The organism is Latilactobacillus fragifolii (genome assembly GCF_905332535.1).
Classification (GTDB): Bacteria; Bacillota; Bacilli; order Lactobacillales; family Lactobacillaceae; genus Latilactobacillus; species Latilactobacillus fragifolii.
This window is the reverse complement of sequence record NZ_CAJOCF010000002.1, coordinates 259,653-276,928: the sequence shown is the minus strand read 5'-3', so window position 1 is coordinate 276,928 and position 17,276 is coordinate 259,653. Positions and strand designations below refer to the sequence as shown.

The 17,276-nt window shown below is 36.1% G+C and carries 14 protein-coding genes; 12 read left to right on the top strand and 2 right to left on the bottom strand.

Annotated elements, in window-relative coordinates; all coding sequences use genetic code 11:
• Nucleotides 1-6 precede the first annotated feature (6 nt).
• A complete protein-coding gene (locus J7Q78_RS04015; RefSeq protein WP_208422426.1) occupies nt 7-624 on the bottom strand; it encodes a DUF1361 domain-containing protein in 618 nt (205 codons plus the stop codon).
• Nucleotides 625-962: 338 nt separating this feature from the next.
• On the opposite strand from J7Q78_RS04015, the gene J7Q78_RS04010 reads away from it, so the two are divergent.
• On the top strand, nt 963-3,086 hold the full coding sequence (locus J7Q78_RS04010; protein ID WP_208422425.1) for an AAA family ATPase: 2,124 nt from the start codon (nt 963-965) through the stop codon (nt 3,084-3,086).
• Nucleotides 3,087-3,240: 154 nt separating this feature from the next.
• Here J7Q78_RS04010 and J7Q78_RS04005 read toward each other — a convergent pair whose 3' ends face one another.
• Complete coding sequence (locus J7Q78_RS04005) at nt 3,241-4,254, bottom strand: alpha/beta hydrolase (protein ID WP_208422424.1); 1,014 nt, start codon at nt 4,252-4,254, stop codon at nt 3,241-3,243.
• 283 nt (nt 4,255-4,537) lie between these two features.
• Between J7Q78_RS04005 and J7Q78_RS04000 the strand changes: the two genes are divergently transcribed.
• The 11 genes from J7Q78_RS04000 to J7Q78_RS03950 all read left to right on the top strand — a co-directional run bounded on the left by J7Q78_RS04000 (nt 4,538) and on the right by J7Q78_RS03950 (nt 17,276).
• On the top strand, nt 4,538-5,200 hold the full coding sequence (locus J7Q78_RS04000) for an ArsR/SmtB family transcription factor (RefSeq protein ID WP_208422423.1): 663 nt from the start codon (nt 4,538-4,540) through the stop codon (nt 5,198-5,200).
• Nucleotides 5,201-5,298: 98 nt separating this feature from the next.
• Entirely contained in the window at nt 5,299-5,616 is a 318-nt protein-coding gene (gene trxA / locus J7Q78_RS03995) for a thioredoxin (RefSeq protein WP_208422422.1), read from the top strand.
• A 1,332-nt stretch (nt 5,617-6,948) separates the two neighbouring features.
• A complete protein-coding gene (locus J7Q78_RS03990) occupies nt 6,949-9,645 on the top strand; it encodes an immunoglobulin-like domain-containing protein (protein WP_208422421.1) in 2,697 nt (898 codons plus the stop codon).
• Nucleotides 9,646-9,712: 67 nt separating this feature from the next.
• Nucleotides 9,713-10,204, top strand: a complete 492-nt coding sequence (locus J7Q78_RS03985; protein ID WP_208422420.1) for a DUF4352 domain-containing protein — start codon at nt 9,713-9,715, stop codon at nt 10,202-10,204.
• A 17-nt stretch (nt 10,205-10,221) separates the two neighbouring features.
• Nucleotides 10,222-11,487, top strand: coding sequence for a nucleotide sugar dehydrogenase (locus tag J7Q78_RS03980; RefSeq protein ID WP_208422419.1), 1,266 nt, complete (start codon nt 10,222-10,224; stop codon nt 11,485-11,487).
• Complete coding sequence (locus J7Q78_RS03975) at nt 11,480-12,145, top strand: YveK family protein (protein ID WP_208422418.1); 666 nt, start codon at nt 11,480-11,482, stop codon at nt 12,143-12,145. Before J7Q78_RS03980 ends, J7Q78_RS03975 begins: the two co-directional genes overlap by 8 nt.
• A 12-nt stretch (nt 12,146-12,157) precedes the next feature.
• Nucleotides 12,158-12,841, top strand: a complete 684-nt coding sequence (locus J7Q78_RS03970; RefSeq protein ID WP_208422417.1) for a CpsD/CapB family tyrosine-protein kinase — start codon at nt 12,158-12,160, stop codon at nt 12,839-12,841.
• Nucleotide 12,842: 1 nt separating this feature from the next.
• The gene (locus J7Q78_RS03965) at nt 12,843-13,475 is read left to right on the top strand and encodes a sugar transferase (RefSeq protein ID WP_208422416.1); all 633 of its coding nucleotides are present in this window, start codon (nt 12,843-12,845) and stop codon (nt 13,473-13,475) included.
• A complete protein-coding gene (locus J7Q78_RS03960; protein ID WP_208422415.1) occupies nt 13,465-14,205 on the top strand; it encodes a WecB/TagA/CpsF family glycosyltransferase in 741 nt (246 codons plus the stop codon). The genes J7Q78_RS03965 and J7Q78_RS03960 overlap by 11 nt, the downstream gene beginning before the upstream one ends.
• A 1-nt stretch (nt 14,206) precedes the next feature.
• A complete protein-coding gene (locus J7Q78_RS03955; RefSeq protein WP_208422414.1) occupies nt 14,207-15,484 on the top strand; it encodes an O-antigen ligase family protein in 1,278 nt (425 codons plus the stop codon).
• Nucleotides 15,485-15,500: 16 nt separating this feature from the next.
• The gene (locus tag J7Q78_RS03950; protein WP_208422413.1) at nt 15,501-17,276 is read left to right on the top strand and encodes an asparagine synthetase B family protein; all 1,776 of its coding nucleotides are present in this window, start codon (nt 15,501-15,503) and stop codon (nt 17,274-17,276) included.

Below are 17,276 nucleotides of genomic sequence, written 5' to 3'. Positions count from 1 at the left end.
TATGGGTTACATAGCATCGCTTTGTGCCAGTTGGTATCCCAGCAACATCAATATCAGTTGTAAAACTGAAAAGGCGGTAACAAAAATCCAGAAATCCGTTTGATTCAAGATGCCGAGGACACTCGCGATTGTTGTATGCAATTGGTAGAAAATATCCCATGAATTGATCCGTAAGAAGCGACCGAGATAAATCGCAGTTGAAGAACAGACGCTTAAAATACTGAAAGTCAACATCTGATTAATTAAGCGCTGATGATTGGGAATTAACAAGGGATAAAGAATGAACAGACTCGTTAAGCCCAGTCCGACCCCGATAAATACGCCCCCTGCTAGAATTGCGTATTCTACAAACTGATAGGCAGTGTTCAGACCAACACCTATTGATGATAGATGACTGAAGTCGGTCATCATATAAAGGGCGTTAGGGAAAAAGAGTAGCCAAAGAATGGCAATTGAATACCGCCAACGGCTGTGCTTGAAGTAGCGACTCAATAGGCTGAGATCAAAGGGAATCAGGGCAAGAATTAAATTCCAAATTAGAAATGAGAAGCGACTTTGATAAAGTAAAATCAATACAAAGAAGACGCCAATAATAGCATGAATCGCTAGTATTTTTTTAGACAAATAAAAGCCTCCTTTTTCCTAAATACTAATAGTATAACGTGAAATGTGGCGATCAAAGGTTAAGCTTTGATTAAGAGCATAGTGGGATAAGCCACCAATATTGTTGAATGTAACTATTCAATACGACTAGCAAAAAATTGCGAATATGGATGATGTCCTTTTAGTGAAATAGTAAACAATTAGTCTTATTTTCAATGTGGTTAATACCTAAAACTTAGTAGCACTTTTCTTGATTGAGTGCTAAAAAGTGCTATAATATAGTTATAAGCAAGATGATTAGGTCGTTGATAAAACAAGGGGTTAATCATTTAATGTTTAATAAATGGAGGTGCAGTTGTATGGCAAATATGTACGGAAATGATCCTTTTTTTAATAATGATATGGATGATATCTTTAATCAAGTTTTCAGAAGAATGGGTAATTCAGAATCAGCGCGATATGTGATTAATGGACGAGAATTATCACCGGATGAGTTTGCTCAGTATCGGGCAACTGGTAAATTACCTAATCGCGAAAAAGAAATTGAAATTAAACAAAATGGTGAACATGCCCTCAAAAAAGGTGGCATTCTTGAAAAATTAGGTCGGAACTTAACACAGGAGGCACGGGATGGTTTATTAGACCCAGTGATTGGCCGGCATAATGAAATCCAAGAAACGGCTGAAATATTAAGTCGTCGGACTAAAAATAATCCAATTCTAGTCGGTGACGCTGGTGTTGGGAAGACGGCCGTTGTTGAAGGATTGGCACAAGAAATTGTGGCGGGGAAAGTGCCCGAAGCAATTAAGGATAAAGAAATCTATTCAATTGATTTATCGTCACTAGAAGCTGGTACCCAATACCGGGGGTCATTTGAAGAGAATATTAAAAACTTAATTAAAGAAGTAAAAGCTGCTGGTAACGTTATCCTCTTCTTTGATGAAATTCATCAAATTTTAGGAATTGGTTCAACTGGTGGTGAAGATGGTGGTAAAGGTTTAGCTGATATTATCAAACCTGCTTTATCACGTGGTGAGTTGACGGTCATCGGCGCAACAACGCAAGATGAATATCGGAACACGATTTTGAAAAACGCCGCATTGGCAAGACGGTTTAACGATGTGCTCGTTAATGAACCTAATGCAGCCGATACAGTTAAAATCTTACAAGGGATTAAAGAATTGTATGAAAAGCACCATCACATTGAACTACCAGATGATGTTTTGAAGGCTGCCGTTGACTATTCTATTCAATATATTCCACAAAGAACGTTGCCAGATAAGGCTATTGATCTATTAGATATGACGGCAGCTCATTTAGCAGCAAAACGGCCAGAAACTGATAGCTCTAAATTGGCCGACCAGCTCAAGCAGTTAGAGGCTGATAAGGCGGAAGCAGTCGAATCAGAAAATTATCAAGCTGCCGAAGATTTAAAAATTAAAATTGAGAAAATTAAAGCGCAATTGCAAGCTGATGATCAACATGCAACAGCAGCAGTGGCCACTGTTGATGATATTGCACAATCTGTTGAAAGATTGACTGGGATTCCGGTTGCGCAAATGGGAAGCAATGATATTCAACGCTTGAAGAATTTAGGCCAACGGTTAAAAGGCAAGGTAATTGGCCAAGATGAAGCGGTTGAAATGGTCGCACGGGCTATTCGTCGAAATCGGGCAGGCTTTTCTGAAGGGAACCAACCTATCGGGAGTTTCCTATTTGTTGGACCAACCGGGGTTGGGAAAACAGAATTAGCAAAACAATTAGCTTTAGATATGTTTGGTAATAAAGAAGCGATTATTCGCTTAGATATGAGTGAATATGCTGACCGCACAGCTGTTTCTAAATTGATTGGGACCACAGCGGGCTATGTTGGGTATGACGATAATGCCAATACCTTAACGGAACGCGTTCGCCGTAATCCATATTCAATTGTCTTGTTCGATGAAATTGAAAAAGCTGACCCACAAGTTTTAACATTGTTATTACAAGTGATGGACGATGGGCGCTTAACTGACGGTCAAGGAAACGTTATCGATTTTAAGAACACGGTGATTATCGCGACATCGAATGCTGGTTTTGGTAACGAAAAATTAACCATGGACGAGCAAGAAGATGCTAAACTATTAGATAAGTTAGCCCCTTATTTCAGACCAGAATTCTTAAATCGGTTTAACGGGATTGTTGAATTTACACACTTAACAAAAACAGACTTGGCCCAAATTGTTGATTTAATGTTGAGTAATGTTGAACAAACGTTAGCTAAAAAAGAAATTACCTTAGTTGTTTCAAAAGAAGCTAAGGATTGGCTAATGGAAGAAGGTTATGATGAAGCGATGGGTGCGCGTCCATTGAGACGGGTTATTGAACAACAAATTAGAGATAAAGTAACTGATTTTTATCTTGATCATACAGATGTTAAAGCTTTAAAGGCCGATTTAGTCGATGATCAGATTGTTATTCAAGCGGTCGGTTCTGAAAATTAAGCATAGCTTATTGGCGTTGGTATTTTTAAAGTGGCATGTGATTTGACTTGAATATCATCCTCAAGTTTTCTTTCTAGGTTGTAGGCGTTCAGTGATTAACTGAACACTTGCAATCTTTTTTTATTTTACGAACACTGACTGATCAGTAGTGTACTTAAGGTTGCGCTAGATTTTCAGTGAAGAACTGGGCCAATTCTGAAAATGGAATGAGTGCGATGCGGTCATATAAATCGACATGTCCAGCCGCTTTCACGATTAATAACTGTTTTGATTCATGAGCACTGGCGAAGGCGGTTTCACTGAAATGCCGTGACCAAGCCTTTTCACCAACGACAAAGAGCATGGCACGTTCTGTGATCGTTTCGAGATCGCGTAATGGATAGAAGTTCAGTAGTTTAGTAAGGGTGGTCTGAGTGGGGTGGAGCGTCGAGTTGGCTGCGCCACGTCTGGTTCGATAGAAATCGTAGAATTCGCGCTCAATATCAGTTGCGTTGGGCGCTAGTTTTTCTGGAACGAAAGGGACATAAGCAGTTTCTTGACCTGCAATTTCTAATGTCCGTGATTGTGAAGCGGCTTCGATTAATGCATTGGCGCCTAAAGTATCCCGTTGCTGGCGAACAATGGCCCCCATATCCGTTAAGTTAATCGTTGCAAGTGCTTTAATGCGGGCGTCTATTTTTAGTGCGTCGAGCGCAAACCCGCCTGCTGACCCAATTGCAATTAAGCCGATGCGATCATTAGCCACACAGTCGAGGGTCGTTAGATAGTCAGTTGCTGCTGAGAAATTCTCGGCATACAAGGTGGGGGCAATCGCGTTGCGGAGCGCGCCATTACTACCACCCCAAGCTGATTGGTCGAATGAAACGGTTACAAATCCTTGCTCGGCAAGTTTAGTGGCATACAGATTAGCTGCCTGTTCTTTAACGGCGCCGATGGGAGCCCCGATAATTAGTGCTGGAAAAATAGTTTCTGATTGACCTTTTGGAAGAAAGACGTTAGCGCTGATCTGCATTGCATAAATATTTTTGAAAGTGACGGCATGTTGTTGGACGGCTGAACTTTGAAACCAGTTATTAGCGTCGTGGTGGACATCACCAGTCGGTAGATTCGGATTACGACGGCGAGCATTAACTTTACCGGCTGAATATGACGGTTGTCTAGATTGCATGCTATTTCTCCTATAAAAAAGATTTCTTATCTTTATTATAAAATATAGAAATAGGAAATACTACTTTATACTATTAATTTGCGAACGATTTATTTAATGCTGAATAGGGATAGTTATGATGGTCGATAATATGTAGTAATCAGTATGTTAAGGAACAAAATTAGATAAACACGATCCCATTCAGTGCTACCAACGGAGGGGACGCTTTTAGTTGACCCACTTGGCGAGAAGTGTTAAATTGATGCTATTCAATAAAAACATTGAGTACTTGGAGGGGATGAGCGTGGATGAACGCATTACAGAATATCGAGATGCGGTTTATGAGCAAGTGGTTAAGGTCGGGAAATCGTTAGGCAATGTGACTCGGCTACAACTGCTGAACATTCTTGTACAAGGCCCCAAAACGGTGGAAGTCTTAGCCAGTACAGTTGGCTTGAGTGTCGCCACCGTTTCACGTAATCTGCAAATTTTAAAACAAACAAATCTCGTGGCGATCGAACGTGAGAAAAATTTTATCACTTATCGGTTGAACTCAGAACGCGTCAAACAATTAGTAACCCTCTTGGTTGATGTTTGTGAAGAAACCTTACCAGAGATGATAGCCTTACAAAAAACACTTGCCCAAGAAACGGGGGTGTCAGAAGCGCTGACGATTGATGCACTTCAAACAAAATTAGCGGCAGACGAGGTGTGCTTGGTTGATTTGCGCCCTGCAGATGAGTTTGCGAGCCAGCACTTACCGGGAGCCCGTAATGTACCGTATAATCAGTTGGACCAACGACTGGCTGAATTACCAAAAGATAAAGAAGTGGTAGTTTATTGTCGTGGCCGGTTATGCGCCTATGCGAATGTTGCCAGTCAGCAATTACGAGCTGCCGGGTTTAAAGTAGCAACTTTTAATCAATCCGTATGGGAATGGTTGCAGTCCGTGTCAAAAGGGGAATAAGGCGAGGCGCTTTTTTTGACGGTGTGGCTTAATGGTGGTATATTGATACCATTCAATGAAATCGTTGAATTATTTTCTTAGAAAGAAAGGTGATCGCAATGACAACACAAATTTTAACTGAAGCAAACTTTAAAGATGAAGTCCAAGAAGGCGTCACATTAGTCGATTTCTGGGCAACATGGTGTCCACCATGTCGCATGCAAGGCCCAATCGTCGAAGAATTAGCTGACGATTATGCTGGTAAAGCTAAAATTGCAAAGGTTGACGTTGACCACAATCAAAACTTAGCGTCGGAATTTGGCATCCAATCAATCCCAACCTTGTTAATCATGAAAGATGGCCAATTAGTTGACCAAATGGTTGGTTTACAACGCAAAGAAGTTTTAGCAAAGCAATTAGATTCAGCATTAGCATAAGGAAACATTAATGATCGGCAAGGTTCGTGGCACTGCAACTATCATTTAAAATAAATATAGAAGCATTTTAATGAGGTCATGAATTCGTGGTATTGCTGCTCGATATAATAAACCGTTTCTGACTTTAATGAGAAACGATGATGGCATTATCTAACGGTGTCCCTAATCAGGGGCTCCTGCGGGTAATGCTTTTTTTGTGGCAATCATTCAAAATAATAGGCACAAACATTGGCGATTTTTGACAACCGCAGTGTTTGAATAATGGCATAGAATGCTGTATGGCAGATGTTTATATAAGTTTGATTTAATCGCTGTAATACTTTTAATATTTCAGTCCATCATTAAAAAAGTCATTTTCCAATCAATGATCTGTACCGTTTACTATTTGAAAACTAGGTTTTTAACAATAATGATTAAACAGGAGATTACGAGGAATACATTTATTAAACAAATGAGATACGCAAGTAGCCTATTACTGTCCATAAAAAAGAATGGGATTATAATCCAAGAAAACGCATATAACCAAATCGAAACAGCAATCTTAATTTGGTTTAAAATGTTAGTCAATGTAGGTGAAAAGCCGAGTTTTAACGGCAACATATAAATAAAATATCCAAATAAATTAATTAAAAATACAGTCTCAAGGATTAAAGATTGGTTTGCTCCGTGCAAATAACTATCGGGTGTGCCAGTAAATGAAAAATGATTAGGAATGGTCCTTTTCAGTGAGTTACGCAAAATTAGTACAATTAAAAATTGGATAGTTACATTTGCAGCATTGAACTTAAAAACCTTACGATTCATCAGATTACACCTTTCAATCTTTCCGTCCAGTTGAGGTCTTATATTTAAAATTCTTTGTCAATATATTATACAACCGCTTACATTAAACTGTAACAAAAAAGACAAAGCCGGTAAACTTTGCCTTCACTCCGAGCGCAGACTACTGAAGTAGTCTGCGCTTTATTTTTCATCAGTAATTCTTTTTAGTATCCAGATCAATAAGCTTATTTAAGAAAAGATGCCATATTAAAAGGCTTATAGCTGGTTATTATTATAAATAGGAGGTCACAACTCAAGAGTTGCGACCTTCGAATTTCATATTAATTTTACCCCATAAATTAAAAGAATGCAAGTTTATTTTTCGCAATTTTTAGCATATATATATCTTTCCAAAAGCTGTTCTAAAAGGACTTGGAGCATCTTTGTAAAAATATTTCATTTTTACAAAGAAAATTTTGCTTTTATTATTGGATGATAAATTCAACAGGTCGCAACTCTTGAGTTGTGACTGAAAATTAAATTTTGGGATTCTTTAGGAGGAAGTTTTTAATGAAATTAACAAAGTTTACCACAGGTTTGTTGTTATCTGTAACAATTTTATCGACAACTACTAGCTTAATGCCAAGTCAGGTAGTGAAGGCTAGCGACTATGAGACTGATTCAAAGGTAATGTCCGCAAAAAATGAGGGCGAAAAAGTTGTTTTAAATTCGCAAGAAAAGAATAACGTTGCTGCTTCTACGAGAGCTTTAAATGATACAGCTGATACAAGCATTACGACCTTAATGCTAAAAGTTAGAAATACTGATAGTGAAAAGAAAACACAGTTCAGTTATACTCCGGCAGTAAATAGTGCTAGTCCTTACGATGGTGGAGAGTTAACGGGGTATGCCCGTGTACCATTGCAAGGGAACGTTTTAAATCACAGTATTTTACCTGTAAACGGGGGAGAACATATTAAAAATTGGGAAAATGGTAATTATGGAGCCCGCATCAATGTTTCCTTCCCCAAAGGAGTAGATGCACAAGCTATGTTTAGCACTATTGACTGGGATCAATCTAATCAAACACCAAAAGATGACTTTTATATCAAAGCAATAGGAATTCCCACGCCTATCCATTTAACATGGGGGCTGAAATGGGATAGAAATACAGTGAAATTTGATCCTAATAACCCTAATGAATTTTCTATTATGCTGAGAGGTATTAAAAAATCTGAAGTAAGTACTACCGAATGGAATAAGTATAATCCCCTCATCACAGCAAGTGCCCTTGAATTAGTTGGAGCCATTCCAGGTGGCGGAATTCTTGGAAATATGGATGGTTGGGCAGAAGGTATGCTTAAGTTTGACATGAGTAAATATACCGGCAATAAAGATGATATAACAAAGAATAAGCAACTCACTAAAGGACGATTATTCCCTGATAAAAGTAGGGAAGCACAGTTCACTATAAGTGTACTCGATCAAGAGGCTTTGACTGCTGGAACAGAGGGCAGTGGAGATATTGGTAAGGCAATAGTTAAGCCAGGCCATGAGCATGATAATCCACAAACATCAAATGCGGTAGACACGTGGGACAGCTACTTATCAGTTTGGGATAGAGAGAAAAAATACAACACTAATACTACCGAGGAAAATGAAGTATTAAATGAGAACGGCGCATTGCCTGGTGAATCAATTTTCAACCGCAATATAACGATGGAAAAAGGGGATAATTTTAATAATTTCGATAAAAACCGATTCGATCGTGTTATTAATTACTTTACAAAACAGGATGTTACTCAAGGGAAAAACGGTGATATTGATTCTGTAGAAGTAAGCCATAATCCAAGCAAAATAGAAGATAATAAAAAAACCGCGGTTACTTACAATGGTAGTGTTCATTACTACAATGGACAAGTTAGACAACTAATTCCAAATGTTATAAATGTAAACAACAATGTTGTTCCTGATACTAAAGGTACGATTACCCCAAACGAATATAAATTAGGTGAAAGAAATATCACAGGGACCTATACCGACGATGTTGCACAAGCACGGCTATTTATCAATGGAACACAAGTATCTAAAGGTGGAACTTTTACAAATGGTAAATTCACGTATTATGTTGGCGAAAAAACACTAAGTGCCACTGATAAAGTGACAATGAATGCTTACGATAAAGATGGTAATTTACTACAAGAAAATGTCCCTGTGGTGATTAATCAAACACCAGATACAAAAGGGACAATCACACCTAGTGACTATACTGTCGGGAATACTAATATTACGGGTTCATATACAGGCGATGTAGCTAGAGCACGTGTAACAGTTAACGGTGTAGCTCAAGCTTGGGGTGGTACATTTACAAATGGGCAATTTAATTACTATATCGGAGCCGGTAAAATTAAAGCTGGCGATACAGTGACAATCACTGCTTATGATAAAGACAGTAAAATTTTAGATACCAAGCCCGTAACTGTTAAAGCTCAAAATACAAAGGGGACTATTACACCAAGCACCTATAAGGTTGGCGATACAGACGTAACTGGTTCATATACCGGTGACGTAGCTAAGGCGCGCCTAGCTATTAATGGAAAGATGCAAGCATGGGGTGGTGATTTTACGAATGGTCAATTTGACTACTACATCGGTGCTGGCAAAATTAAATCCGGTGATAAAGTAACGATTACTGCATACGATAAAGACGGAAAAGTTCTTGATCAAGATAAAAAAGTTACCGTAGAAGGTGATGAATCAAAGGGCACAATTAAAGCAAATAAATATACTATTGGTGATACTCAAATTACCGGAACCTATACCGGAAAGGTAGCCAAAGCCCAAATTAGTATCAATGGTAAAGTACAAGCCTATGGCGGTGATTTTACAAATGGTCAATTTAAATACTATGTTGGCGCTGGCAAGATTAAAGCTGGTGATACAGTGACAATCACTGCTTATGATGCAGACGATAAGGTTTTAGATAAAGACGAACCCGTCACAATTGCCGAAGCAGCAGGGACGTTGACCCCTGACACTTATTATCTTGGTCAAACGACAGTTAAAGGATCATACACTGGTAATATTGTACGAGCAAGATTACTAATTAATGGTACTGCGCAAGCATGGGGCGGCACTTTTAGTGACGGAAGTTTCTCTTACTATATTGGTAGCGGAAAAATTAAAAAAGGTGATACAGTGCGTATTGCTGGTTATGATAGCAATGATAACGAAGTAACAACTGTTCCAGTAAATGTTACAGAATAAATGAATTTAAAAAGAATAGCCTACAGAGGAAGCTTTGTAGGTTTTCTTTTTAGAAAGAAGGATCATTATGAAAAAACTAGTAATGTTAATGAGTTTTAGTAGCATCCTTTTATTAGGTGCCTGTTCAACGAAAGAAAATAGTGCATCCAAGGCCAATAACGATACAGCACAAACAACTAAACAAAAGGAAACCACCAATCAGTTCAACAAACCAATTGTTGCTAACGGAATGGAAATCACTGTTAAAAAATTAAAAACGGTTGATTCTGCTAACGGGACTACTAAAAGTTCTAAAAATTTATATGGATTTGATATTTCAGGGAAAAATATTAGTTCAGGTACAAAAAAAGGGCTAGGCGCAATCGATTTTACCTTAAAAACAACTGATGGAAAGACCCATCAAATTGATGATCGCGTAAATAATTTTGGCAATGAGGTGTCAGAAGGAGAAACCGTTTCTGGTAAGGCTTATTTTTCAATTAATAAAGGCGAAAAAGTACAATCTTTACAGTATAAACCAATGAATAAAGTGTTAATTAGTTGGCAGTTAAATAATTAAAAGAAGGCGTAAAAGAAATGAAAATATTGACAATCGGATTGGGCTATATTGGATTACCGACTGCTGTTATGTTTGCGAATTATGGACAAGAGGTAATTGGTGTTGATGTAAAAAAAGAAGTTGTTGCGTCTTTGCAAAATGGTCGGGTTCACTTGGAAGAACCAGGATTGCAAACGGCTTTAAGTGAAGCAATTCGATTAGGTAATTTTAAGGCACAAACAAATGTTGAAAATGCAGATACTTTTATTGTGGCAGTCCCAACACCTAATAAAAAAGATCAGTATATGAGCTGTGATTTAACTTATGTTATTTCAGCAGTTAATTCGTTAATTCCATATTTGCAAAAAGGGAATACAGTGATTATTGAATCAACAATTGCCCCGCGGACGACTAATGACATTATTATGCCAATGATTGAAGAAGCCGGCTTTAAAGTGGGGCAGGATATATTCTTAGTTCATTGTCCTGAACGTGTTTTACCAGGGCAAATTTTAAATGAATTACGGACTAATAACCGAATTATCGGGGGGGTTACACCAGCCTGTGTAGAAGCTGGAAAGAAAGTTTACGGGATTTTTGTCGAAGGTGAACTTATCACTTCTTCCGCTACAGCGGCGGAATTATCCAAATTAATGGAAAATACCTATCGTGATGTTAATATTGCCCTCGCTAATGAATTAGTAAAAGTTGGATATGAATTAGATATTGATAGTCTTGAAGTGATTGAAATGGCTAATAAGCACCCACGTGTGAATATTCATCAACCAGGTCCGGGGGTTGGAGGGCACTGTTTAGCTGTTGACCCATACTTCATTATTGCAGAGGCCCCTGAACAAACACCACTTATTCAACAAGCGCGCGCAATTAATACTTCAATGCCTAACTTTGTAGTTGATAAGATTAACAATATTATGAGTAAAAATAATGGTAAGAAGGTAACTATTTTAGGCGTTGCTTACAAAGGAAATGTTGATGATATTCGAGAGAGTCCAGCTTTAAAAATTATCGATCAACTAAAACAAGAAAATAATTATGAAGTATCAGTATTTGATCCACATGTTAAACAAGATTGGATTGAAGATAATTTAGATCATGCCGTAGAAAATAGTGATTTATTAGTTGTATTAACTGATCACAACGAATTTAAGATAATTGATAGGGATGCTCTTAAAACAATGAAGCATAGATGGATTCTTGATACTAAGAATATCATTCAACCGGATACTGATATGACCTTACTTAATTTAGGCAATATAAGTAAAAGGACTATGATCAATGGATAACACAATTAATCCTAAAAATTTATTTCAAATAGTTTATAAAAAAAGATTTTTGTTAATGACAATTACTGGCTTATTTATTGGATTGATGGCGATATATTTATCGTTTTTAGCAACACCAATTTATCAAAGTAGTACACAGCTAGTAGTAAGTCAGCAGAAAATTAAAAATTTACAGACACAAGATGTTCAAGCTGATTTAAATTTGGTCAATACGTACAGCGCAATCATTAAAAGCCCTAGAATACTGAATAGAGTCCAGTCAATATTAGATACTCAGTCTAACTTGAAAGAATTGACTAATGAGGTGACAGTCACCACTACACAAGATTCACAAGTGATTGATATTCAAGTTGAAAATAAAAATCCAAAAAAAGCTACACAGATCGCTAATTCAATTGCCAAAGTATCTAAAACAGAAATTCCCCAAATTATGGGTGTTGATAACGTCACAATCTTATCGACAGCCACGTTTGATCAAAATAACATTCCGATTAGACCACGAAAAGCGTTGATGATGATTTTATCTTTTGTATTGGGGCTAGCCTTCAGTTTAGGGGTAATTTTTGTACAAACCGTCTTTGATAAAACAATCAACGACATCAACGATTTAAGGCAATTCGATATAAATATTTTGGGATCTGTTTCGGAGTTGAAATAGCAGGGGGCAAGCATGAAAGTAGATAGAAGTAAACGTCTGATTTCAAAATTGAAAATTAATTCACCAGTGACCGAACAATTTAAGTTAATCAGAAAGGGGATAGAGTTTGCCGGTATCGATAACGATTACCGAGTTATTTTAGTAACTTCTCCAGAAGCTAAAAGTGGTAAATCAACAATTTCAGCTAACATCGCAATAACTTATGCACAAAAAGGATTAGCGACACTCTTAATTGATGCCGATATGCGCAAACCAACTGTTCATCAAACGTTTTTAAAATCTAATTTAAAAGGTTTATCGACAGCACTTGTTGGGGAAACAACGTTATTAGATTCAATTCAAATTACAGATATTGAAAATCTATCTGTAATGTCAAGCGGACCAATTCCGCCTAACCCTAATAAATTACTTGGATCTAAAAAAATGGCGAAAGTATTAGATGATTTAAAAAAGCAATATCAAATTATTATTATCGACACGCCGCCTATAAGGTTTGTATCAGATGCACTTGAATTAGCGCCGTACACTGATGGGGTGATCATTGTAAATAAAAGTGGGGTAACTAAAAAAGAAGATATGTTCCAAGTGCTTGAGCAGCTTAGGATGAGTCGCTCTCCGGTTATTGGCGCCATTTTAAACAATGATAAAGAGAAAATAGAGCATCAATATTATTATTCTAAGAAAGAGAATTATTAGTATGGAACATCAAACCTTAGCAGATATTACGCTATATGACATGATTAAAAGGTTGCTAGATATTACTAGTTCAATGTTAGCATTACTCGTGTTATCACCATTATTTATAATTGTAATGATGATGATTAAGATGTCAGAACCGCAAGCACCTATTTTTTTTAGTCAAGTTCGTTTAGGAAAAAATAAAAAGCCATTTAAAATTTATAAATTCAGAACAATGCGTGTCGGCGCAGAAAAACAAATTAATAGTTTATTAGAGAAAAATGAAGTTGAGGGTGCAATGTTTAAAATGAAGAATGATCCTCGCGTTACTAAAGTTGGCGCTTTTTTACGAAAAACTAGCATTGATGAATTTCCCCAACTTTTTAATGTTTTAAAAGGAGATATGGCACTTGTTGGGCCACGTCCTCCGTTGCCTAGGGAAGTAGCAAAATACAATTCATATGAGTTACAAAGATTAACTATTACACCTGGCTGTACAGGTTTATGGCAGGTTAGTGGCCGCAATGAATTGGATTTTAAGGAAATGGTTGAATTAGATTTGCACTATATACAAATAAGATCACTGATGACTGATATAAAAATAATGATTAAGACCATTTTTGTCATTGTAGGAGAAAAAAATGGATACTAAAGACGTTAAAATATTAAAAACTCATTTAAGCTGCCTAACAATGTCTGAATCTTTAGAAATTATTGAAGATATTATAAAAGCAGGAAAGCCAACTCAGCATGTTGTTCTAAATGCAAACAAAGTAAATATTTTAAAAAATGATTTACAGCTTAGAACAATTATTAATAGCTGTCCCTTAGTTAATGCAGATGGTCAGTCTATTGTTTGGGCAGGACGTTTATTAGGTTACGACGTCCCTGAACGAGTTACAGGAATTGACTTATTTACTGCGTTAGTAAGTAAATCAGCTGAAAAGGGATATAAGGTTTTTTATTTTGGTGGTGAGGAACAAGTTGTTAAAGAAGTTATTAAATTGCATCAAGCTCAGTATCCAGCCCTAAAAGTTGTCGGCTATCGTAATGGCTTTTTTGATGACTCAGAATCAGAAAGAATTGCTGAGGAAATTCAAAAAAGTGGTGCTGACATATTATTTGTTGCTTTTCCAAGCCCTAAAAAAGAATATTGGATAAATCAATACCAAGAGATTATGAAAGTTCCTTTTGCAATGGGGGTTGGAGGTAGTTTTGATGTTATTGCTGGCAAGACTAAGCGTGCCCCTAAATGGCTTCAAAAAATTGGACTGGAATGGTTTTATAGATTTGTGCAAGAGCCTAAAAGGATGTTTCGCCGTTATATTATCGGCAATATCACTTTTTTAAAATTTGTTATTCATGAGAAAGTTGTCCATTGAAATGCAACTAAACAATCCAAAAAATACCACTATTAATAATTTCGAAATTAATATTTTTATATTTCTATCGATAATTTTTCCATTAATTGATACATTGAATGGATTCTTTATTACTATTGGTGCAAGTATTCCAATTGGGCAAGCTTACCGATTAATTTTTGTTTTATTTATGGTGCTTGGTATTTTAAGCCATAGTCTTCCAAAAACGAGATTCACTTTTTTTGTAGGAATTTTTATTGTTGGAAATATTTTTTTGCTTATTTTGCAAGCGATTATTTTGCAGAACCCATTGAGTTTAGTAATTAGTGATCTAAATAGTTTAGTAAAATATTTTTTGTGGATATTAATAGCTTATTTTTGTTATCAAAGAAAGCAAGAATTATCAGAAATTGACGCATCATTTTATTTTAGAATAATTAATAGCTTATTTATTCTATGTTTATTAGTTCCGTTTATGCTAGGAATAGGCACGTATACTTATAAAGCTTCGGCAGCAGGATTCAAGGGCTACTTTTATGCGCAGAATGATTTATCGTGTGTATTTATTGTATTGATAACACTTTCTTGTTCAGAATTTTTAAAAGAAATAAAAATCAAATGGACTTGGCGGTTGCTTGTTTCAACTCTTGTCTTTATAGGCGATTTAACATGTCTTCTATTAATTGGTATGAAAACGGGAATTGTGTATGCATTATTAATACTAATTTTTCTAATGATTTTACTTCTATTCAGTGATGATTACTATTCAGTTGAAAATCGTGGATTTACTATAGTTGGCTGTTTGTTATTTTCATTATTATTGATATTTAAAGGAATCGGGACAGCAATTACAATGTTGTCTCAGACCTGGATTAGAATAACTTACTTCTATCATTTGTATGATGGCGATTTAGTTCGACTAATAACAAGTTCTCGTAGTGAATATTTAAAAGCTAGCTTTGAAAAATTTATCTATGGTCCTCACAGTATTTTTACACTTTTTTTTGGACAAGGTCCGGCTTATCGAATTGAAAAATTTGGACGACTGGGATTAAGTGAAATGGACTTTTTTGATCTATTCTTCAACTATGGATTAATAGGTATTTTATTATTTTTAATGATTATCAATTATGTTTTAAAAGAGTCCTGTAAAAGGAACAAAAATCCACTTTATAGCTTTATTTTCATTTTAATATTAATCTATAGTTTTTTTGCTGGTCATGTATTATATTCAGCAATCTCAGCAACAATTTTCGGGTTAATAATAGGATGTGTTCTTTTAAATAACACCAATGAATAGAGAAGGGGGTGGCAACTTGCCTGGTTTTTTCGGGTATATATCACCAAATAACGAAGTATTAAATACTGAAATTGAGTTAGAGGATTTCATCTCAGATAGCTTATATTGTGTTAATGATCATTTAGCATTTTCATATGCTAATATGCATGGACACATTTTTCGAAATACAGTTAATAAATTTATGCGGGATAAGGTGTTTGAAGAAAATAACACTGCTGTGACTGTATTAGATGGTATTGTCTTAAATAGTTCAGAGCTTAAGCATCAAGTGCAGTTACCTCAAAATACTAGCATGACTGAAGTTATTAATATATTGAATAAACAAGATGAACTATTTTTTAAATATTTTAAAGGTAGTTTTTCGGGTGCTAGTTTAAATAAGCAATTAAACCGATTTCTTTTATATACTGATCAGATTGGGGATAAAGAAGTTTTTTATTACTATCATAATCAGAGTAAAACATTGTATTTCGGTACGGGCCTCGTTGAGTTAGCTAGGTTAATTCAGAAACATTTGGTAAAAGAATTAACACTCAATAAAAATGCGGCATATAGCTTATTAACACATGGCCATGTGTTATGTAATGAAACATTAGTAAATGAAATTAGTCGCTTAACGCCAGGTTACTACTTGATGTTTGATGGTGATGGGCTCCAAAAGTGTGCTTATTATCAGCTTTCAAATCAGCCAATCGAGATTGACGAAGAGGAAGCAATTAGAAAAATTGACGATTATTTCAGAAATGCTATCCAATTAGCATTTGAAAAAGATCGCGAGTATGGTTATAAGCACTTGGTTGCTTTAAGCGGCGGATTAGACGCCCGGATGACAACCTGGGTCGCGCATGAACTCGGTTATCCTGAAATGCTAAACTACACTTTTTCACAGACTAATTATTTAGATGAAAAAATTTCAAAGCAAATCACTCAAGATTTAAATCACGAGTGGTTGTTTAAAGCATTAGATAATGGGGTTTATTTATACCGTTATTTTGATGAAGCCATCGCGCTTAGTGGTGGGACGAGTCGTAGTGCCTCTTTGACCCATACTTTAAGCATGTTAGCCCAAATAAATTTCAAGCAGTACGGATTAGTTCATACTGGGCAATTAGGGGATGTTGTTTTAGGAACTTATTATAAAGAAGGGCGTAAAAACAACTTTTATTCAGGCGCTGGGGCTGAGTCATATCGATTAATTGATAAGGTTCATTATTCTAAAGAGAATGCGGTTAACATTTCGGATGAAGAGTTGTTTAAATTCTATAATCGTGGCTTTACTGGGATTAATGCCGGGCTAGTTCCGATGCAAAAATATACTGAAACAATATCCCCTTTTTTGGATATTGATTTCTTGAATTTTTGTCTATCATTACCAATCAGATATCGGCGTGGTCATCATATTTATATCAAATGGGTTAATAAGTGTTATCCAGAGGCTGCAGATTATGTCTATGAGAAAGTTAACGGCAAAATTAATAAGAAGATTATTACGATTAAAGGAGTCCCAATTCCGTGGACTAGTGTCCCCAAAGCAGGGCTAAAATTTTTGAAAAAGAAATTAAAATTCAATTTAAAATCGAAGTGGCATATGAATCCACTAGATTACTGGTATAGTAACAATCCTAAATTAGCAGGGTTTTATGATGATATTTTTGAACAAAATATTGCTCTTATACAGGATAAGGAACTAAAAGCAGATTGTCGGCGACAATTTAAAGAAGGGACGACTAGTGAAAAAGACCAAGTCATTACTTTACTTGCGTCGATATCAAAGCTAAAAAGTATATCGTAA